Source organism: Pseudomonas sp. BN102 (assembly GCF_029871245.1).
Classification (GTDB): domain Bacteria; phylum Pseudomonadota; class Gammaproteobacteria; order Pseudomonadales; family Pseudomonadaceae; genus Metapseudomonas.
The window spans coordinates 56,994-74,813 of the sequence record NZ_SSON01000050.1; the positions used below are offsets into that span (position 1 = coordinate 56,994).

Annotated in this window: 19 protein-coding genes; 11 read left to right on the plus strand and 8 right to left on the minus strand. The window is 65.3% G+C overall.

From position 1 onward, the window contains the following. The first annotated feature begins 59 nt into the window (after nucleotides 1–59). Nucleotides 60–1,136: a 3-deoxy-7-phosphoheptulonate synthase gene (locus E8F12_RS10130; RefSeq protein WP_280325109.1), complete on the plus strand. Its 1,077-nt coding sequence runs from the start codon at nucleotides 60–62 to the stop codon at nucleotides 1,134–1,136. A gap of 59 nt (nucleotides 1,137–1,195) precedes the next feature. On the opposite strand, the gene E8F12_RS10135 is transcribed toward E8F12_RS10130, so the two are convergent. Further along, a complete protein-coding gene (locus tag E8F12_RS10135) occupies nucleotides 1,196–1,480 on the minus strand; it encodes a GNAT family N-acetyltransferase (protein WP_280286926.1) in 285 nt (94 codons plus the stop codon). 19 nt (nucleotides 1,481–1,499) lie between these two features. Continuing rightward, a complete protein-coding gene (locus E8F12_RS10140) occupies nucleotides 1,500–2,771 on the minus strand; it encodes a hypothetical protein (protein ID WP_280325110.1) in 1,272 nt (423 codons plus the stop codon). A gap of 455 nt (nucleotides 2,772–3,226) precedes the next feature. Between E8F12_RS10140 and oprI the strand changes: the two genes are divergently transcribed. Beyond that, entirely contained in the window at nucleotides 3,227–3,478 is a 252-nt protein-coding gene (gene oprI, locus E8F12_RS10145) for an outer membrane lipoprotei OprI (RefSeq protein ID WP_003448337.1), read from the plus strand. A gap of 203 nt (nucleotides 3,479–3,681) precedes the next feature. Here the strand turns inward: oprI and E8F12_RS10150 are convergent, their stop codons facing one another. From E8F12_RS10150 to E8F12_RS10160, 3 genes are all read right to left on the minus strand, one after another. Further along, on the minus strand, nucleotides 3,682–4,644 hold the full coding sequence (locus E8F12_RS10150) for a L,D-transpeptidase family protein (RefSeq protein WP_280325111.1): 963 nt from the start codon (nucleotides 4,642–4,644) through the stop codon (nucleotides 3,682–3,684). A 73-nt stretch (nucleotides 4,645–4,717) separates the two neighbouring features. After that, nucleotides 4,718–4,999, minus strand: a complete 282-nt coding sequence (locus E8F12_RS10155) for a hypothetical protein (protein ID WP_280288647.1) — start codon at nucleotides 4,997–4,999, stop codon at nucleotides 4,718–4,720. Nucleotides 5,000–5,055: 56 nt separating this feature from the next. Then, on the minus strand, nucleotides 5,056–5,661 hold the full coding sequence (locus E8F12_RS10160) for an arylesterase (RefSeq protein WP_280325112.1): 606 nt from the start codon (nucleotides 5,659–5,661) through the stop codon (nucleotides 5,056–5,058). 10 nt (nucleotides 5,662–5,671) lie between these two features. Between E8F12_RS10160 and E8F12_RS10165 the strand changes: the two genes are divergently transcribed. From E8F12_RS10165 to greB, 3 genes are read left to right on the plus strand one after another with little or no spacing between them, the layout of a single operon-like run. After that, nucleotides 5,672–6,355 carry an ABC transporter ATP-binding protein gene (locus E8F12_RS10165; protein ID WP_280325113.1) on the plus strand — a complete coding sequence of 228 codons (684 nt, stop codon included), beginning with the start codon at nucleotides 5,672–5,674 and terminating at the stop codon, nucleotides 6,353–6,355. Next, nucleotides 6,355–8,859 (plus strand): FtsX-like permease family protein, encoded by a 2,505-nt coding sequence (locus E8F12_RS10170; RefSeq protein WP_280325114.1) that lies wholly within the window; start codon nucleotides 6,355–6,357, stop codon nucleotides 8,857–8,859. The genes E8F12_RS10165 and E8F12_RS10170 overlap by 1 nt, the downstream gene beginning before the upstream one ends. Before the next feature lie 34 nt (nucleotides 8,860–8,893). Next, nucleotides 8,894–9,391 (plus strand): transcription elongation factor GreB, encoded by a 498-nt coding sequence (gene greB / locus E8F12_RS10175; protein WP_280325115.1) that lies wholly within the window; start codon nucleotides 8,894–8,896, stop codon nucleotides 9,389–9,391. 22 nt (nucleotides 9,392–9,413) lie between these two features. Here greB and E8F12_RS10180 read toward each other — a convergent pair whose 3' ends face one another. Then, nucleotides 9,414–9,722, minus strand: a complete 309-nt coding sequence (locus E8F12_RS10180; protein ID WP_280325117.1) for a class I SAM-dependent methyltransferase — start codon at nucleotides 9,720–9,722, stop codon at nucleotides 9,414–9,416. A 199-nt stretch (nucleotides 9,723–9,921) separates the two neighbouring features. Here E8F12_RS10180 and thpR point away from each other — a divergent pair, with 199 nt between their 5' ends. The 3 genes from thpR (at nucleotide 9,922) to E8F12_RS10195 (ending at nucleotide 12,698) form a co-directional block, all read left to right on the plus strand. Then, nucleotides 9,922–10,452, plus strand: coding sequence for an RNA 2',3'-cyclic phosphodiesterase (gene thpR / locus E8F12_RS10185; protein ID WP_280325118.1), 531 nt, complete (start codon nucleotides 9,922–9,924; stop codon nucleotides 10,450–10,452). A 211-nt stretch (nucleotides 10,453–10,663) separates the two neighbouring features. Then, nucleotides 10,664–11,611, plus strand: a complete 948-nt coding sequence (locus E8F12_RS10190) for a triacylglycerol lipase (protein ID WP_280325119.1) — start codon at nucleotides 10,664–10,666, stop codon at nucleotides 11,609–11,611. Nucleotides 11,612–11,666: 55 nt separating this feature from the next. Beyond that, a complete protein-coding gene (locus E8F12_RS10195) occupies nucleotides 11,667–12,698 on the plus strand; it encodes a lipase secretion chaperone (protein ID WP_280325120.1) in 1,032 nt (343 codons plus the stop codon). A 45-nt stretch (nucleotides 12,699–12,743) separates the two neighbouring features. Here E8F12_RS10195 and E8F12_RS10200 read toward each other — a convergent pair whose 3' ends face one another. Together E8F12_RS10200 and E8F12_RS10205 are read right to left on the minus strand one after the other, a co-directional pair. Further along, nucleotides 12,744–13,178 (minus strand): DoxX family protein, encoded by a 435-nt coding sequence (locus E8F12_RS10200; RefSeq protein WP_280325121.1) that lies wholly within the window; start codon nucleotides 13,176–13,178, stop codon nucleotides 12,744–12,746. Between the two features lie 98 nt (nucleotides 13,179–13,276). Beyond that, a complete protein-coding gene (locus E8F12_RS10205) occupies nucleotides 13,277–14,695 on the minus strand; it encodes a transglycosylase SLT domain-containing protein (RefSeq protein ID WP_280325122.1) in 1,419 nt (472 codons plus the stop codon). Nucleotides 14,696–14,920: 225 nt separating this feature from the next. On the opposite strand from E8F12_RS10205, the gene E8F12_RS10210 reads away from it, so the two are divergent. From E8F12_RS10210 to E8F12_RS10220, 3 genes are all read left to right on the plus strand, one after another. Next, nucleotides 14,921–15,727: a TatD family hydrolase gene (locus E8F12_RS10210; protein WP_280325123.1), complete on the plus strand. Its 807-nt coding sequence runs from the start codon at nucleotides 14,921–14,923 to the stop codon at nucleotides 15,725–15,727. A gap of 108 nt (nucleotides 15,728–15,835) precedes the next feature. Next, entirely contained in the window at nucleotides 15,836–17,317 is a 1,482-nt protein-coding gene (locus E8F12_RS10215; RefSeq protein ID WP_280325124.1) for a methyl-accepting chemotaxis protein, read from the plus strand. 85 nt (nucleotides 17,318–17,402) lie between these two features. After that, nucleotides 17,403–17,759: an Mpo1-like protein gene (locus E8F12_RS10220; protein ID WP_280325125.1), complete on the plus strand. Its 357-nt coding sequence runs from the start codon at nucleotides 17,403–17,405 to the stop codon at nucleotides 17,757–17,759. Nucleotides 17,760–17,820: the final 61 nt, after the last annotated feature.

Consider the following 17,820-nt stretch of genomic DNA (forward strand, 5'->3'; position numbering starts at 1 on the left):
ACGGGGATCGCTGGCGGCCGGCACCCGTGACCTGACGACCCTGACCGATGAAAAGCACGATGGCTGATTTACAGATCGACGACCTTAACGTTGCCTCCAACGAGACCCTGATCACGCCGGAGCAGTTGAAACGCGAGATTCCCCTGACCGATGAAGCCCTGGGCACCGTAGTCAACGGTCGCCAGGTGGTCCGCAACATCCTCGATGGCAAGGACCATCGCCTGTTCGTGGTCGTGGGCCCTTGCTCCATCCACGACATCAAGGCCGCCCACGAGTATGCCGACCGCCTCAAGGGCCTGGCCGCCGAGCTGTCCGACACTCTCGTCCTGGTCATGCGCGTGTACTTCGAGAAGCCGCGCACCACCGTCGGCTGGAAAGGCCTGATCAACGACCCCTACCTGGACGACTCCTTCAAGATCCAGGACGGCCTGCACATCGGCCGCCAGTTGCTGCGCGACCTGGCCGAAAAAGGCCTGCCCACCGCCACCGAAGCGCTGGACCCGATCTCCCCGCAGTACCTGCAGGACCTGATCAGCTGGTCGGCCATCGGCGCCCGCACCACCGAATCCCAGACCCACCGCGAAATGGCGTCCGGCCTGTCCTCCGCGGTCGGCTTCAAGAACGGCACAGACGGCAGCCTGACCGTGGCGATCAACGCCCTGCAGTCGGTTTCCAGCCCGCACCGTTTCCTCGGTATCAACCAGGAAGGCGGCGTCTCTATCGTCACCACCAAGGGCAACGCCTATGGCCACGTGGTGCTGCGCGGCGGCAATGGCAAGCCCAACTACGATTCGGTCAGCGTTGCCATTTGCGAGCAGGAACTGACAAAGGCGGGCATCCGCCCGAACATCATGGTCGACTGCAGCCACGCCAACTCCAACAAGGACCCGGCCCTGCAGCCGCTGGTCATGGACAACGTCGCCAACCAGATCCTGGAAGGCAACAACTCCATCGTCGGCCTGATGGTGGAAAGCCACCTGGGCTGGGGCAGCCAGTCGATCCCGAAGGACCTCGACCAGCTGAAGTACGGCGTGTCCGTCACCGATGCCTGCATCGACTGGGACACCACCGAGAAAGCCCTGCGCAGCATGCACGCCAAACTCAAGGACGTCCTGCCCAAGCGCCAGCGCGGCTGAAGCAGACGCAGAAACGAAAACGCCGGGCGATTGCCCGGCGTTTTTCTTTGCGCCCCGTCTCAGCCGTTGCGCTGGACCTGACGCTGGCGACGCTCGATGTAGCGTTCCACGTACGAGCAGGATGGGATCACGGTGTAGCCATGATCTTCGGCGTATTCCAGCGCGGTTTCGGTCAGCTTCGCGGCGATTCCGCGACCGCGCAGGACATTCGGCACGAAGGTGCGATAGATGTCCAACGTCTGTTTACCCAAGTCCATATAGGCCAGGTATGCACGATGACCGTCCACGGTGGTCTCGAACTGATGACCTGCCTGGTCATGGTGGATGGACAATGCCTCGCTCATCACTTCTCCTCAGTGGGCCTTAAAACCTTACCCGTACCTTATCTATCTTTTCCAGCCGAAGGAACATCTCAGCCGTGCCTGAACCGAATTGGACGCTGAGATAGGCCTTCCCGCTCTCCACCTTGTGTAATACACCCTGGTAATAGGCGCCATCGAAGGTGATGAACTGCAGCCGTTTGCCGGCATAGCTCGGCAGGTCGGCAACATTGACGAACTCATACTGCTGCACGGCACGTACAGCTTCCTCATTCTCTTGCGCCGCGGTGATCTTCTCCAGCGCCGCCGGTTCGTTGCGCGCCGCCGGGTCGACCCAGGCGAATTCGACCGGTTGCACCAGCTCCTGGTTCACCAGCACTGCCGGCTTCAGCATGGCCACCACATCCTTGGCGTCGAAGAACTGCAGACCGTCCCAGGCCATGCCTTCGCTCGGCGTCAGCTCCACCCGCAATGACTGCGGATCCTTCAGGTAACGGCCGTAGGCGTCGAGCATCGGCTGGCCCAGTGCGATCCGTTGGCTGCGCAACACGCTATCGAACCGCTGCATCGCAGTCTGCAGATAGGCATCGGCAGACTGCCCGAGCTTGCCGGCGCAGAACTGCTGGAGCTTGCGCTGATATTGGTTGTCGTTCAGTTCGAAGATCACGCTGGACAGGTGCGGCGGATTGGCCCGCAGGTCACCCGGTTTCTCCGACATGTTAGACAAGGACAGGCTGAGGCGCACCTCGCCCATGTCCCGGGTATCGGACGTGAGGTTCAGGCTGAGCTTCTGCGCACCCGGCTGGAACAGGTAAGAGAACTCCGCGTCCGTCTCCAGGGTGCGGTAGCCCATCTCCAGCAACTCGCTGGTGCCAATGTTACGCACCGGGCCGCAAGCCACCTCGCTCATCGAAGTGAAGACACTGCGCTCGGCCGGGGTGTCATATAGCTGCTGCATGAAGGGGCCGTGTACTTCCAGGGCGACGCCCTTCAGGCTGACCGACATCTGCTCGGGGAACTTGCCCTCGGCCAGGCGCTCCTTGAAGCTGAGGAGTTCGCCCAGGCTCTTGAACTTCAGTTCGGCCTGCCGCACCTGCAGGCTATCGCCCATCGCCGGTACTCGAAGTTGCAGGTTCTCGAGACCGACCCGGCCATCGAAGGAAGAAGTTATGCCGCCGTAAGTGATATCCATCACCGGCGACAACTTGCTGATCGCATCGTCCATGATGGATCTGACCGACCACCAGAGCGACAACTTGATGATCAGGCCCACGGCCAGAACCGACAGCAATCCCCACTTGAGAATCTTCGACATAGTGACGTCCTTGAAGTCTGCGCTTCGCTACGGATATCGGAAGCGGCGCAAGCTTATCAGCGCCCTGCTGGCACAACCATGGCAGCTCTTTGTATAGGCGAAGATATTTCTCGGTTCTCTGAAGAAAGTTCCACTTTTATGACGAATTACCGCACCGACACTATCCTTGCCAACCCGGCTCAGCAACGCTTGTCAGAATATGGAGCAGAATCCCGCCACGGCGCTGGCACGGGCCTACACTTGCAGTTTCGACTGATCAAAGAACAGTCAGACTGGCTGTTTTTTGACCAGCGACCTCGCTGTTTGCTCGTGAACTAGCCGGCAAGCTGAAAAAAATGTGCTTGCCTTGCACAAGGTCAGTTTACTTACTACAAGTTATGGGTAGTATGTACGCCGGCTAATTTCCCAAGCTCGGGGAATTGCTTTATGGAAATGTCCACCTTAAGGGGAACACGATGAACAACGTTCTGAAATTCTCTGCTCTGGCTCTGGCCGCAGTTCTGGCCACCGGTTGCAGCAGCGTATCCAAAGAAACTGAAGCCCGTCTGACTGCAACTGAAGATGCAGCTGCTCGCGCTCAAGCCCGTGCTGACGAAGCCTACCGCAAGGCTGACGAAGCTCTGGCCGCAGCTCAGAAAGCCCAGCAGACCGCTGACGAGGCTAACGAGCGCGCCCTGCGCATGCTGGAAAAAGCCAGCCGCAAGTAATAGCCTTCCAGGCTATCGAGCCGATCCAGCTTGCTGGGTCGGCTTTTTTATTGCCCGCGATTTCTCTCCGCCCTCTTCCACGAGTTGGCCGACTGCGTTAGCTCGATCGGCGCTGCAACTTGCAGGGAGTGCCGAAAGACAGGCAAAAGAAAAGCCCGCTGGCGCATGGCGCTCAGCGGGCTTTTCCTGGAACCCGGCGCTGCTTAGAGTTCGGTGTTCGGCGTGCTGGCCGCCACCGCCGAATTGGGCTCGGCGATTTCCACCGGCAGTCCGTCTTCGGCGGCAACCACTTCACGCACCACGTCCCAGTCCAGGCGGATGGTGTTGACCAGCTCCTCACGCTTGAGCAGTGCGTTGATCACCGCGGTGTGCTTGTCCACCACCGACGGGTCGCCATTATCGTCCAGTGGCGCGTGGGCTTCCAGGTAGACCTTGCCGCCACTCACGCCGAACTTGTAGGGCTCGTTCATGATGTGCACCGGGGTACCCACCGGGGCCATGGCCGCCAGCGCCAGCACGTTGTTGTTGAGCATGCGGAAGCAGCCGTGGCTGACGCGCATGCCGATGCCGAACTTTTTGTTCGAGCCGTGGATCAGGTAGCCCGGCACGCCCAGCTTGAACTTGAACGGACCCAGCGGGTTGTCCGGACCCGGCGGCACCATGGTGGGCAGCGGATCGCCGTCGGCGGCGTGCTCTTCGCGGATGGACTTGGGCGGGTACCAGGCCGGATTGGGAAACTTGGCGGTGATGGTGGTGGCCGCGATGGGTGAACCCCAGCCTTCACGGCCGATACCGAGCGGATAGGTATGCACGACGTTCTGCCCTTTCGGGTAGTAGTACATGCGGTACTCGGCGAGGTTGATCACAATGCCTTCGCGCGGGCCCGGCGGCAGGATATAACGGGTCGGCAGGATAATCTCGGTGCCGGCACCCGGCAGCCAGGGGTCGACACCGGGGTTGGCGGCGACCATTTCCAGGTAGCCCAGGTCATGGGCGACGCCGATGTCGGCGAAGGTGTCTTCGTAGTTGGCCTTGATCACCTGAACCTGGCCGACGATGTCTTCGCCGGGCGGGGGCAGAGGCAGCTCCAGGGCTGCGACGGGGCCTGCCACCAGCAGGGACGCTAATGACAGGGAGCGGGCGACGGCTGGAAAGCGCGGCAACATCCGGGAATCCTTGGCAAATTGACTGAATAAAAGACTCGGAATTCTACACTGGCGCGGGCCCTGCCGGGAGCCCTCAGGCTTCCGACCAGACCGAGTGCTGCCCATGGCGCTGCGACTCCAGGGTGGAGCGGCAGTTGGAGCACAGGCGCCGGTCACGCAAAAGACCTTGCTCCAGATTACTCCAGCGCGGCTGCGCTGGCAGCAGGCCACCGCACAGGGTCCGGTCGGCGAAGCCGCCCAACTCGAGCTGGCGCACTACCAGGTGCAAGCGCACTTCGCGGCAAGCGAACAGGTCGAGTTGCTCGTCGGGCTCTATCACTTTGTAGCCAAACAGGGACCAGGCGGTGCGCGGCATGGAGGACTCCAGGGAGGGTGCGCAACATTAGCCGAAAGCGGGCCTCGGGAAAAGCGTCAGAGCATGGGTTCGAGGGTCGGCCAGAGGTTGTCGAGCAGCCGCGGCTGGGCCTTGGCCTGGGGATGGATGCCATCGGGCTGCATCATGTCCGGCACCCCACCCACCCCCTCCAGAAAGAACGGCACCAACGGCACCTGCTTCTCTGTCGCCAGGGTGCTATAGACGTTGGCGAAGGCCGTGGTGTAGCGGGCGCCATAGTTGGGCGGCAGGCGCATGCCGAGCAGGAGCACCGTAGCGCCCTGACCCCGGGCGCTGTCGATCATGCCGGCAAGATTCTGTTGCAATTGCGCAGGGGGCTGACCACGCAGACCATCGTTGCCGCCAAGCTCGATGATCACCAGTTCCGGCTTGTGTTCGGCGAGCAGGGCGGGAAGCCTGGCAAGCCCGCCAGCACTGGTGTCGCCGCTGATGGAGGCGTTCACCACCCGCTGCTGGTATCCCTTCTCGGCAAGGCGTTTTTCCAGCAGCGAGACCCAGCCCTGGCTGGTTTCCAGCCCAAGAGCAGCGCTGATACTATCGCCGACGACCAGCAAGGTCCCCGCCATGGCCTGCTGCGCCAGCAGCATCAGGGACAGGCATCCGCCCAACAACCAGGCACGCATTGGAATCTCCATGAGCGCAAGCATTCTCGATGCGCGGAACCTTAGCAAAGTGGTTCCCAGCGCGGAAGGCGAGCTGACCATCCTTCACGATCTCTCCTTCAGCCTCGCCAAGGGCGACAGCCTGGCCATAGTCGGCAGCTCGGGCTCAGGCAAATCCACCCTACTCGGCCTGCTCGCCGGCCTCGACCTGCCCAGTAACGGCGACGTGAGCCTGGCCGGCCGCAGCCTGTCCAACCTCGACGAAGACGAGCGCGCACGGGTTCGCGCGGAGCACGTCGGCTTCGTCTTCCAGTCGTTCCAGTTGCTCGACAACCTCAACGCCCTGGAGAACGTCATGCTGCCGCTGGAGCTGGAAGGCCAGCGGGACGCCCGCGCCCACGCGCGCCACCTGCTCGACCGGGTCGGCCTGGGCCAACGTCTCAGCCATTACCCGCGCCAGCTCTCCGGCGGTGAACAGCAGCGCGTGGCCATCGCCCGAGCTTTCGCCGCCGAGCCCGACGTGCTCTTCGCCGACGAGCCCACCGGCAACCTCGACAGCCACACCGGCGAGCGCATCAGCGACCTGCTGTTCCAGCTCAACCAGGAGCGCGGCACCACCCTGGTGCTGGTGACCCACGACGAGCGCCTGGCACACCGCTGCCGACGCCTGATCCGCCTCGAGGGCGGCCGCCTGGTCGACCAGGTGGAGCCCTGATGCGGCGCCTGCCCATCGTCCGGCTGCTGTCCATGGCCGCCCGCCAACTGCTGCGGGATGCCCACGGCGGCGAACTGCGGGTGCTGTTCTTCTCCCTGCTGGTGGCCGTCGCCGCCAGCAGCGCCATCGGCTATTTCAGCGCCCGGCTGAATGCCGCCATGTTGCTGCGCGCCACGGAATTCCTCGGCGCCGACCTGCTGCTCAGTGGCTCCTCCCCGGCCAATGCCGAACAGGTCGACAGCGGCCTGCGCCTTGGGCTGAAGCATGCCCGCGCGGTGGAATTCTCCAGCGTAATCGCCGCCGACAGTGGCATTCAGCTGGCCAGCGTCAAGGCCACCGACGCGGCCTATCCGCTGCGCGGCGAACTCAGGAGCGCGGCGCAACCCTATGGCGACGAACAAGCCGGCAGCGGCCCCAAGGCCGGCGAGGCCTGGGCCGAGGCACGCCTGTTCGCCACCCTCGGGCTGAAACCCGGCGACAGCATCGACGTGGGGCAGAAGACCCTGCGCCTCACCCGCGTACTGACCTACGAGCCCGACCGCGCCGGCGACTTCTACAGCCTGACCCCACGGGTAATGATGAACCTGGACGACCTGGAGGCCACGGGCATAGTGCAGCCCGGCAGCCGGGTGCGCTACCGCGAGCTCTGGAGCGGACCGAACGAAACTCTCAGCCGCTACCGCGCCGCGGTCGAGCCGGGCCTGGCCGCCAACCAGCGCCTGGAAGACGCCCGCCAGGGCAATCGGCAAATCGGCGGCGCGCTGGGCCGCGCCGAACGCTACCTGAACCTGGCCAGCCTTGCCGCGGTGCTGCTCGCCGGCGTCGCCGTGGCCCTTTCCGCCGCACGCTTCGCCGCCCGCCGCTATGACGCCAGCGCCCTGCTGCGCTGCCTTGGCCTGTCCCGCCGCGAAACCCTGCTGCTCTTCGGCCTGCAACTGGCGCTGCTAGGACTGCTCGCCAGCACCCTCGGCGCCCTGCTCGGCTGGCTGGCCCAGACGGTTCTGTTCCAACTGCTGGGCGGCTTGCTGCCCGCGGTGATCCCCACGGGCGGGCTGGTGCCAGCGCTCGCCGGCATCGCCACCGGCCTGCTCGCCCTCGCCGGCTTCGCCCTGCCGCCCCTGGCCGCGCTGGGACGGGTACCGCCGCTGCGGGTGTTGCGCCGCGACCTGCTGCCGCTGCCGCCCAGCGCCTGGCTGGTGTATGGCGCCGCGCTGCTGGCGCTGGGCCTGATCATGTGGCGCCTGAGCCTGGACCTGAAACTGACCCTCGCCCTGCTCGGCGGCGGTCTGATCGCCGCCGTGGTGCTGGGCGGTCTGCTGCTGTCGGGTCTCAAAGCCCTGCGCCGGCTCCTTGCCGGCGCCACACTGCCCTGGCGCCTGGGCCTCGGCCAACTGCTGCGCCACCCCCTGGCGGCGGCCGGGCAATCCCTGGCGTTCGGCCTGATCCTCCTGGCCATGGCGCTGATCGCCCTGCTCCGTGGCGAGCTGCTGGACACCTGGCAGAACCAGCTGCCGGAGAACGCGCCTAACCATTTCGCCCTGAATGTACTGCCCGCCGAAAAGGACGCCTTCGCCAGCCGCCTGGCCAGTCTTTCGCCCCATCCCACGCCGCTGTACCCGGTGGTGCCCGGCCGCCTCACCACCATCAACGGCGAGGCGGTGCGGCAACTGGTGAGCAAGGACTCCCAGGGCGAACGCGCCGTGCAGCGCGACCTCAGCCTGACCTGGTCGGCCCAGCTGCCAAGCGACAACCGCCTGGTGGCCGGCCACTGGTGGAGCGACCTGCCGAAATCCGGGCTGCCCGGTGTCTCGGTGGAAACCAAGCTCGCCGAAAGCCTCGGCCTCAAGCTGGGCGACAAGCTCGGCTTCAGTGTCGGCGGCCTGCAGCGCGACGCCCAGGTGACCAGCCTGCGTGAGGTGGACTGGGACAGCTTCCAGCCGAACTTCTACATGATCTTCGCCCCGGACACCCTGGCCGACCTGCCCGTCACCTACCTCACCAGCTTCTATCTGCCGCCGCGCCACGACCGGGAGCTGGTGGAACTGTCCCGCGCCTTCCCGGCGGTCACGCTGCTGCAGGTCGAAGCGATCCTGGCGCAGCTGCGCAGCATCCTCGCCCAGGTCACCCTGGCGGTGGAGTTCGTCCTGCTGTTCGTGCTCGCCGCCGGACTGGCTGTGCTCTTCGCCGGACTCCAGTCCACCCTCGACGAACGTATCCGCCAGGGCGCGCTGCTCCGCGCCCTGGGCGCAGAACGCCGGCTGTTGCTGAGCGCCCGTCGTGCCGAATTCGCCCTGCTCGGTGCCTGCAGCGGTCTGCTCGCCGCCCTCGGCTGCGAGCTGGTCAGCGCCCTGCTCTACCGCTTTGCCTTCGACCTGCACTGGCAACCCCATCCCTGGCTGCTGCTGTTGCCGCTGGTGGGCGCACTGCTGGTGGGCGGAGCCGGATTGATAGGCACCCGTCGCGCGCTCAACGCCAGCCCGCTGACGGTCCTGCGCGAAGCTTGATAGGCTTGGCCTCCCCCACTTCCACAGGACCGTCATGAGCCGCTATCGCCCGCCCCGTACTGCCGGAACCCCCTTGATCACCCCGGAGGGCGAAGCCCGCCTGCGCGCCGAGCTCCACGAGCTGTGGCACGTACGCCGGCCCAAGGTGACTCAGGCGGTGAGCGAAGCGGCCGCCCAGGGCGACCGTTCGGAGAACGCCGAGTACACCTACGGCAAGAAGATGCTGCGGGAAATCGACAGCCGCGTGCGCTTCCTCACCAAGCGGCTGGAGAATCTCAAGGTGGTGCGCGAGCGCCCGGCCGATCCTGGCAAGGTCTACTTCGGTGCCTGGGTGACCCTGGAAGACGAAGACGGCGATCAGGCCCGCTACCGCATAGTCGGGCCGGACGAATTCGACCTGAAGCAGAACCTGATCAGCATCGACTCTCCCCTGGCCCGCGCCCTGGTGGGCAAGGCGCTGGACGCCGAGGTGCGGGTGAACGCCCCCACCGGGGAGAAGACCTGGTATGTCGTCGAGATCGACTATCCGTAGAACGCCAGCCTGCGACCGAGAGTCAGCGCAGGGTGATCAACCCTTGCCGGGCGACCCGCACCAATTCACCGACCACTGCCGGCAGTTCCTCGGCAGACGGCGCCTGGATCACCGCCATATCGAAGCTGTCCCTGGCGAACCGGGCCAGCGACTCGCCATCGCGGACGAACTGGATGAGGAAGTTGCGCGGACGGTCCCAGCGTTTGGGCCAGCCTTCGAGGTAACGCAGGAGTGTCGGCTGGTGGGAGCCGCCGAGCAGGATTCGCGGATTGCGCTGAACCAGGCCGCTGGTGATCGGGGCCAGGCGTAGCGTGGGTTGGGGACAGGTCATGGTGTCATGTCTCCGCCTCGTCGGGGTCCCGCTGGGCAGCGGTGAGAGGCGACACCGAACCAGCGTTTTAGCGGTATTTCGAGGTCCTTGAAGACCTCCGCGCCCCGCAAGTAGCTGACTAAATCGGCGCATGGGGCGACATCCTAGAGAAGCCCGCGCAATACTGTCAAGGCGACCACCATGCCCTGCGAGGCTCCCCATGAGCACTCCGCCGCTGCGCCTGTTCTTCGCCATTCCCTGCTGCCCGCAACTGGCCCGCGACATCGCCGAATGGCGCGCCCAGCATCCTCTCGACGGCAAGGCGGTGGCGCCCGAAAACCTACACATGACCATCGCCTTCCTCGGTTCCCTGCCCCGTGGACAAGTGGAAGCGCTGGAGGCGCTGGCCAATGGCCTCGAGCCGGTCGGCTTCACCCTGCACCTGGATCGCCTGGCGCGCTGGAAGAACGGCCTGCTGTACCTGGCGCCAAGCAACGTGCCGCAAGCCCTTTGCGACTTCGAGCGCGACCTGCGCGAACGGCTGCTGGCCTCCGGCTACGAGCTGGAAAGCCGCCCGTTCAAGCCGCACCTGACCCTGGCTCGGCACTGTCCGAGACTGCCCGCCGCGCCGACCCCAACCTTCGATTGGCCGGCCACCGAATTCACCCTTTTCGCCTCGGAAAACACCATCAAGGGCACCCGATATCGGGCGCTCGGGCAGTGGCCGATGCGGCCTCCGGCCCCATCCTGACGTTTCGCCGCGTAACAGGGAACTGGCGGGCATCGTTCAGTGAACGTGTGTAAACATCTGCGAAAAGCCCAGTCCAGAGCGCTTATCCCCAACGTGCAGAAAATGGCATGGTTCCTGCCATCCGCCCTGCTTGTAGTGCACGCCCAGGACGGGCGTGGCCAAGCGACGGAATGCAGCCAGGCCCTCCTACGCACAACAGACGAGAGCGCACATGAAGAAAAACAAGACCCTGATCGCCGCCCTCTGCCTTGCTTCCGGGCTCGCCGCCTCCGGGCAGGCCCAGGCCCTCTGGTTCGGCTCCAGCGGCTATACCCAGACCCGCTACCCGATCGTCCTCACCCACGGCATGCTCGGTTTCGACAGCATCCTGGGCGTCGACTACTGGTACGGCATCCCCTCGGCCCTGCGTCAGGACGGCGCGCGCGTCTACGTCACCGAGGTCAGCCAGCTGAACACCACCGAAGCCCGTGGCGAGGAGCTGCTGGAACAGGTGGAAGAGATAGTCGCCATCAGCGGCAGCCCCAAGGTCAACCTGATCGGCCATAGCCATGGCGGTCCGACCATCCGCTACGTGGCCGCCGTGCGCCCGGACCTGGTCGCCTCCGCCACCAGCGTCGGGGCCCCGCACAAGGGTTCGGCTACCGCCGACTTCATTCGCCAGGTGCCGCCGGGTTCGGCCGGTGAAGTCGTGCTGGCCGGCATCGTCAACGGCCTTGGTGCTCTGATCAACTTCCTTTCCGGCAGCAGCAGCGAACTGGAGCAGAACGCCCTCGGCTCCCTGGAATCCCTCAATAGCCAGGGCGCCGCGGCCTTCAATGCGCGCTTCCCCCAGGGCCTGCCCACGACCAGTTGCGGTGAGGGCGCCTACCAGGTCAATGGCGTGCGCTACTACTCCTGGAGCGGCACCAGCCCGCTGACCAACGTCCTGGATATTAGCGATGCTTTCCTGGGCGCCAGCTCCCTCCCCTTCAATGGCGAAGCCAATGACGGCCTGGTGGGACGCTGCAGTTCGCACCTGGGCAAGGTCATTCGCGACGACTACCGGATGAACCACCTGGATGAGGTCAACCAGACCCTGGGCCTGACCAGCCTGTTCGAAACGGACCCGGTAACCGTCTATCGTCAACAGGCCAACCGGCTGAAGAACGACGGGCTCTGAGCCCTGCCCGCGGGGCCTCGGTGCCCCGCTCCCCTCACGCCTGCCGAGCGCCCCAGTGAAACGACTCCTGCTGCTTCTGCCCATCGCCTTCGCCGCCGCCCTCGCGATCCTCCTGCAGTCAGGGGGAAAGCCGGCGCCAGCGGCCACGACCCGCGCTACGCCGATCCCGGCAAGCACTACGCTCGCTCCAGTCGCCGCCGACAAGCTTCTCGTCCCGGACAGCTCGCCGCCCCAAGCCGCCAAGCCAAAATCCCTGCCCAACTCTTTGGCGGGTACCCAGGTGGACGGCAGCTTCCACCTCGACGCGGCCGGCAACCTGCTGGTCAGCGGGGATATCCGGCGCATCTTCGACTACTTCCTCAGCGCCCAGGGCGAGGAGCCCCTGGCCGGCAGCGTGCAGCGCCTGCGCGGCTATATCACCGAGCAACTGGATGGGCCGGCCGAAAGCCAGGCTTTAGCCCTGCTCGACCAATATCTCGACTACAAGCGCCAACTGGTGCAACTCGAGCGGGACCTGCCGCTTCTCTCCGACCTTTCCGCCCTGCGCCAGCGCGAAGCGGCGGTACAGGCGTTGCGGGCACGGATCTTCAGCGCCGAAGCCCATCAGGCCTTCTTCGCCAACGAAGAGGCCTATAACGCCTTCACCCTGCAGCGCCTGGCCATCCAGCAGGACTCAACCCTGGACCCGGCGGCAAAAGCCGCTGCCATCGACCAGTTGCGCAGCACCCTGCCGGAGGAACTGCAAGCCGCGGTCGCAAACCAGCTCCAGGCCGAACTCAGGGCCCAGGTGAGCGCGCTGCAGGCTTCGGGCGCCGGCCCCGAGCAGATCCGCCAATTGCGCCAGCAACTGGTGGGCGCCGAAGCCACGGCTCGACTGGAAAACCTGGACCAGCAACGCCTGCAATGGCAGCAAAGGCTGCAGGTCTACCTCAGGGAAAAGGCCCGGATCGAGGCCAACCAGGGCCTCAGCGCCAGCGACAAGGCGGCGGCCATCAGCCGTCTGCGAGAGGAAGGGTTCAACCCACAGGAACGCTTGCGCCTGCAGGCCGCCGCCGAGCTCGCAGCCGCGCGCAAGCAAAAGCCCTGAAACGCAAAAAGGCCCGCCGAAGCGGGCCTTTCGGGCAACAGGGCATCAGCTGGCGATATTGCGGTCCAGCGAGAGCTTTCCGGCGCCTTCGATCAACAGGGTGGCGCTGATCAGTGCAAGGGTCATCGAATATTCGATGCCATTGGCCTGGATGAAGAAGCCGTTGGCCCAGTGCACGCTGAACACCGCCACCACCATGGCCACGGTCAAGGCCGCGGCGGCCGGGCGTACCAGCAGGCCTATCACCAGGGCCAGGCCACCGAAGAACTCGGCGCTGCCAGCCATCAGGGCCATGAGGTAACCGGGGGCCAGGCCGATGCTTTCCATCCACTGGCCTGTACCCGCCAGGCCATAGCCGCCGAACATGCCGAAGAGTTTCTGCGAGCCATGGGCCATGAAGGTCAGGCCGGTGACGATCCGCAGCAGGGTGATTCCGTAGCCGGCGTTGGTGGCGAGAACGGATTTGATCGGGTTGCTCATCGAGGTGTTCCTTGTGTGGGGAGTCGATAAGCAAAGCTTAGTTGATATTTTCGATATTAAAATCGCAAAATTCTCAGCTCAATAATCTATAAAATCGATTATTCGCGCGCCTTACCCGGCTTTTTCGAGGGTTCCAATAGATAACGTTCGCGATCGAAGGCCAGGTAGTACTTGTTCACGCTGCTGACGTAACTCACCACCCCCATGCCGGCCTGTTCGGCGGCGATGCGCTCCACCTGGAAGAACCACTGGTTGGGATTGAGGCCGCGGCGCCGGGCCTCGGCGCGCATGCCCTGGACCCGCTGCGGACCGAGGTTGTAGGCCGCGAGGACAAAGGCCATGCGCTCGCGCTCGTTGAGCTGGGCACTGGAGAAGAAGCTGCGGCGCAGCATGGCCAGGTATTTGGCCGAGGCCTGCACGTTGTTGTCGAGCTTCTGGATATTCCCTACCCCAACGCTGCGCGCCGCGCCGGGGGTGATCTGCATCAGTCCGGTGGCGCCGCTGGCGCCCCTGGCCGTGGGGTTGAGGCTGGACTCCTTGTAGGCCAGCGCGGCCAGGCTCAACCAGTCGAAGCGATGTTGCTCGGCATAGCGCTGCAGCACCGAACGGACCCGCTCCAGGCGTTGGCGCTCCCGGCGCGCCAGCGGGTTGTGCACCTTATAGAGGCGGCGGTAGACGCGCTGGAAGGCGGCATCCTGGTCATCCGGCGCGCGGTAACCGGCAATGAATCGGTCGACGCTGGCCCGCAGCATGGGCGCGTCGCGCCGCACGAACCAGGTCATGTCACCCTGGCGATCCAGCACCAGGTGCCGGTCCAGGCGCAACTTGGGCATCACCTTGGACCAGCGCTCGGCAATCGGTTGCTCCACCGCCGTCAATGGGTAGATGCCGGCCTGGACCATCTCCAGCACATCTTCCACCGCCAGGGACGGATCGGCCCACTCGATGACGATGGGCGCCAATTTGCGCGCGGCCAGCTTCTCGTTGACCTGACGCAGAGCCTCACCGGCGGCACTGCCCGCCGGCAACGCGATGCTGCGGCCGGAGACCTGCTCGAGGCGCAGGTAACGTCGTTGCCCGTGGCGGCTTACCAGGAGCAGCGGCACATCTTTGCGCAAGGGGGCGCTGGCGCTAACATTTCCGCCGCCCTGGCTGACCAGCTCGCCAGGCGCCACCAGGTCGCCTTCGCCGCGCTGCAACGCGACCATTAACTGGTCCTTGGCCTTGGGAACTATCTTCAGCCTGATTTCACGCCCGTCGCGGGCATTGCGGTTGAGGTACTGCTCGAAAGCACGGATCCGGTGGTACTCGACCCCGACCGACTCTCCCTTGATCTCGCCCGAGCTGTTGCGGCTCTGGTTCACCAGCACCTTGAGCACGCCGCTACGGCGGATCTGCGCCAGGTCGCGGGCTTCCGCCGGCCGCTGCCAGGCTTCCGGCGGAGCCGCCAGGCGCGCGCTGGCCGAAAACGGCAGCAACGCCAGCAGGCAGAGCAGGAACAGCAGCGGTCGCGTCATCGGTTCTCCAGGAACTGGCCGGGCGTCAGCGCAGGCATGAAACTGCCGCGCCGCGGATCCTTGCCTGGCGAGCGAGGGTCGCGGAGAGTGTCACAGCTGCGCACGTCATGCCAGTCAAAGCGCGTCATTGACTTCAACATGTGCCGCCAAGTTCCTGTAATTATTGGTTTTATTGAATTATTTCGAGCTTTGATATGCTGCCCTGCTCCAACTCGAGGTAGCACCATGCAACTCATCGACATCGGCGTCAATCTGACCCACCCCAGCCTTGCCGCCGCACCGCGCGCGCTGCTGGAGCGCGCCTATGCTGCAGGCGTCTGCCAACTGGTGCTGACCGGAACCAGCCTGGATGACAGCGAGAAAGCGCTGCTGGCGGCCGAACAGTTGGACGAAACCGGCCTGCGCCTATTCAGCACCGCCGGCGTCCACCCCCACGAAGCGAGCGGCTGGAACAGCGACAGCCAGCGTCAGTTGCGTGACCTGTTGGGAGACGCGCGGGTGCGCGCCGTGGGCGAATGCGGCCTGGACTTCAACCGTGATTTCTCGCCGCGACCGCAGCAGGAGAAAGCCCTGGAAGATCAGTTGGCCCTGGCGGCCGAGCTGGGCAAGCCGGTGTTCCTCCACGAGCGCGATGCTGACGAACGCCTGCTGGCCATCGTGCGGGAGTTCCGCGACCGGCTGCCCGCCGCAGTCGTGCACTGCTTCACCGGCGAGAAACGCGCGCTCTACGGCTATCTGGACCTCGACCTGCACATCGGCATCACGGGGTGGATCTGCGACGAGCGCCGCGGCACCCACCTGCACGCTCTGGTGCGCGACATTCCGCGCGGCCGGCTGATGCTGGAAAGCGACGCGCCCTACCTGCTGCCGCGCAGCCTCAAGCCGAAGCCCAAGCACGGGCGCAACGAACCGGCCTTCCTCACCGAAGTGCTGCGGGAGGTCGCCCTGCACCGTGGAGAAAGCCAGGAAGATCTGGCCCGGCACAGCAGCGCCAGCGCCCGCGCCTTCTTCGGTCTGCCGGCCATCGACTGAGCCGGACAACCCAGCGCCCCTCTTGATTCGGATCAAGTTCTGCCGGAAATTCCCGTCAGAAAATACTGGCACCTTGCCAATACCGATCGAGCACACAAGAAGAACATCATGGGCACCTGGATTCGCGATATCTCACTGAAGTACAAGTTCTGGGCCGTCAACGCGGTGGCCTTCTTCACCACCCTCCTGCTGGTCCTGAACGCGCTCTATCTGGAGCAACAGGGGCGCGCCGAAGGCGCCCGTAGCGCCGCCGAGGCCCAGGCGCAGTTGCTCCGCTCCTGGCCCGCGGACCAGCCCCTGCCCTCCTCACTGAGAATCATTGCCCTCGACGATGGCGGCGCGGCGCAATTGCCCGGCGGCCAGGCCCTGGCCAAGGCCAGTGGCTGGGTGGACCTGGCCCACAACAGCCTGTTCGGCAGCGACCCGCTGATCGGCGCCCAGGTGCTCGACCGTGGCAACGGTGAGCGCGCCGCCATACTGGCCAGCAGCCCGAGCCTGATCCAGCTGCTTGGCGAGCGCGCCTTCGAGTACGCGGTTTCGGTGTTCCTGCTGATGGTCGCCCTGCTGGCGGCCTCGCAGCTGCTGATCCGCTTCTTGCTCAGCCACCTCAACACCCTCAAGGACGTGATGCTCCACGTCGAGCGCAGCGGCGACCTCTCCGCCCGCGTGCCGCTGGACAGCCGCGACGAAGTGGGCCAGATGGCCAGTGCCTTCAACGCCATGCAGGGCGGCTACCAGCGTGTGGTCGGCACAGTGGCCCAGGCCGTCGCCCGCCTCGACGAAGGCGCCGCCCGGCTTGCCGGCAGCATGGGCGAGGTGCGCCAGGGCATGCTCGGCCAGCAGAGCGAAACCGACCAGGCCGCCACCGCCATCAACGAGATGTCGGCCACCGTCCACCACATCGCCCAGCACGCCGCGGATACCCGCGACCAGTCGCAGAACGCCGACAAGCTGGCCGGTGCCGGGCAGTTGGTGGTGGAGCGCGTCGAGCAGTCCATCGCCGGGCTCTCCTCTGGCGTACAGCAGACCGCCGAGATGATCCAGCGCCTGGCCGAGGACAGCCGGAAGATCAGCGGCGTGGTCAACGTCATCCATGGCATTGCCGAGCAGACCAACCTGCTGGCGCTCAACGCCGCCATCGAGGCAGCCCGTGCCGGCGAGATGGGCCGGGGCTTCGCCGTGGTGGCGGACGAAGTCCGCAATCTGGCCAAGCGGGTACAGGACTCCACCGACGAGATCACCAACATGATCAACGCGCTCCAGTCCGGCACCCGTGATGCGGTGGAATTCATGCGGGAAAGCTCGCTCAAGGCCGACGACTGCGTGCAAGCGGCCCATGAGGCCGGTGCGGCCCTCGCAGCCATCACCGGCGCGGTGGCGCAGATGCGCGAGAGCAATACCCAGATCGCCGTGGCCGCCGAGCAGCAGAGCCAGGTGGCCGAAGAGATGACCCGCGCCGTGGTCGGGATCCGCGATGTCACCGAACTGACCGTTAGCCAGACGGTGGAGTCCGCCGCCACCAGCAGCGAACTGGCGGGCCTGGCCAGCGAGCTGTCCCAGGCCATCCGCCAGCTCAGGCTGCCCGCCTAGCAGGCTATCCGCTCCATAGGGACATCCCATTCGCCGGCCCGCGAGGGCCGGACTAGACTGCGGCCATTCCCTGAAGGAGCTGACCATGGGCAAACGACTTCCCAACCTGCACGCCTGGCAATGGCGTACCTACGCCGACAATCACCAACACCCGACCAACCTGATCCTGCACGTGATCGCCGTACCACTGTTCATCGTGGCGGCGCTGACCCTGGTCTACGGCCTGTTCAGCCTCAGCTTCCGGCCACTGGTCCTGGGGGTGATCGGCATAGTCGCCTCCCTGGCCCTGCAGGGCCGCGGCCACAAGCTCGAAGCCGTGCAACCGGAACCCTTCAGCGACCGCAAGGACGCCATCGGCCGGCTGCTGGTGGAGCAGTTCATCACCTTCCCGCGCTTCCTGCTCAGCGGCCGCTGGTGGCGCAACTGGCGCAAGAAGCACTGACGGCTTCCGTTGGGTCGATAGCGCTTTTCCTATCCACCATCGCGGTCATGCCGAGCCCCAC

Excerpts from the sequence above, each read along its gene's own strand:
- E8F12_RS10130 (WP_280325109.1), top strand. The coding sequence starts at position 60 with ATGGCTGATTTACAGATCGACGACCTTAACGTTGCCTCCAACGAGACC.
- E8F12_RS10135 (WP_280286926.1), bottom strand. The coding sequence starts at position 1,480 with ATGAGCGAGGCATTGTCCATCCACCATGACCAGGCAGGTCATCAGTTC.
- E8F12_RS10140 (WP_280325110.1), bottom strand. The coding sequence starts at position 2,771 with ATGTCGAAGATTCTCAAGTGGGGATTGCTGTCGGTTCTGGCCGTGGGC.
- oprI (WP_003448337.1), top strand. The coding sequence starts at position 3,227 with ATGAACAACGTTCTGAAATTCTCTGCTCTGGCTCTGGCCGCAGTTCTG.
- E8F12_RS10150 (WP_280325111.1), bottom strand. The coding sequence starts at position 4,644 with ATGTTGCCGCGCTTTCCAGCCGTCGCCCGCTCCCTGTCATTAGCGTCC.
- E8F12_RS10155 (WP_280288647.1), bottom strand. The coding sequence starts at position 4,999 with ATGCCGCGCACCGCCTGGTCCCTGTTTGGCTACAAAGTGATAGAGCCC.
- E8F12_RS10160 (WP_280325112.1), bottom strand. The coding sequence starts at position 5,661 with ATGCGTGCCTGGTTGTTGGGCGGATGCCTGTCCCTGATGCTGCTGGCG.
- E8F12_RS10165 (WP_280325113.1), top strand. The coding sequence starts at position 5,672 with ATGAGCGCAAGCATTCTCGATGCGCGGAACCTTAGCAAAGTGGTTCCC.
- E8F12_RS10170 (WP_280325114.1), top strand. The coding sequence starts at position 6,355 with ATGCGGCGCCTGCCCATCGTCCGGCTGCTGTCCATGGCCGCCCGCCAA.
- greB (WP_280325115.1), top strand. The coding sequence starts at position 8,894 with ATGAGCCGCTATCGCCCGCCCCGTACTGCCGGAACCCCCTTGATCACC.
- E8F12_RS10180 (WP_280325117.1), bottom strand. The coding sequence starts at position 9,722 with ATGACCTGTCCCCAACCCACGCTACGCCTGGCCCCGATCACCAGCGGC.
- thpR (WP_280325118.1), top strand. The coding sequence starts at position 9,922 with ATGAGCACTCCGCCGCTGCGCCTGTTCTTCGCCATTCCCTGCTGCCCG.
- E8F12_RS10190 (WP_280325119.1), top strand. The coding sequence starts at position 10,664 with ATGAAGAAAAACAAGACCCTGATCGCCGCCCTCTGCCTTGCTTCCGGG.
- E8F12_RS10200 (WP_280325121.1), bottom strand. The coding sequence starts at position 13,178 with ATGAGCAACCCGATCAAATCCGTTCTCGCCACCAACGCCGGCTACGGA.
- E8F12_RS10205 (WP_280325122.1), bottom strand. The coding sequence starts at position 14,695 with ATGACGCGACCGCTGCTGTTCCTGCTCTGCCTGCTGGCGTTGCTGCCG.
- E8F12_RS10210 (WP_280325123.1), top strand. The coding sequence starts at position 14,921 with ATGCAACTCATCGACATCGGCGTCAATCTGACCCACCCCAGCCTTGCC.
- E8F12_RS10215 (WP_280325124.1), top strand. The coding sequence starts at position 15,836 with ATGGGCACCTGGATTCGCGATATCTCACTGAAGTACAAGTTCTGGGCC.
- E8F12_RS10220 (WP_280325125.1), top strand. The coding sequence starts at position 17,403 with ATGGGCAAACGACTTCCCAACCTGCACGCCTGGCAATGGCGTACCTAC.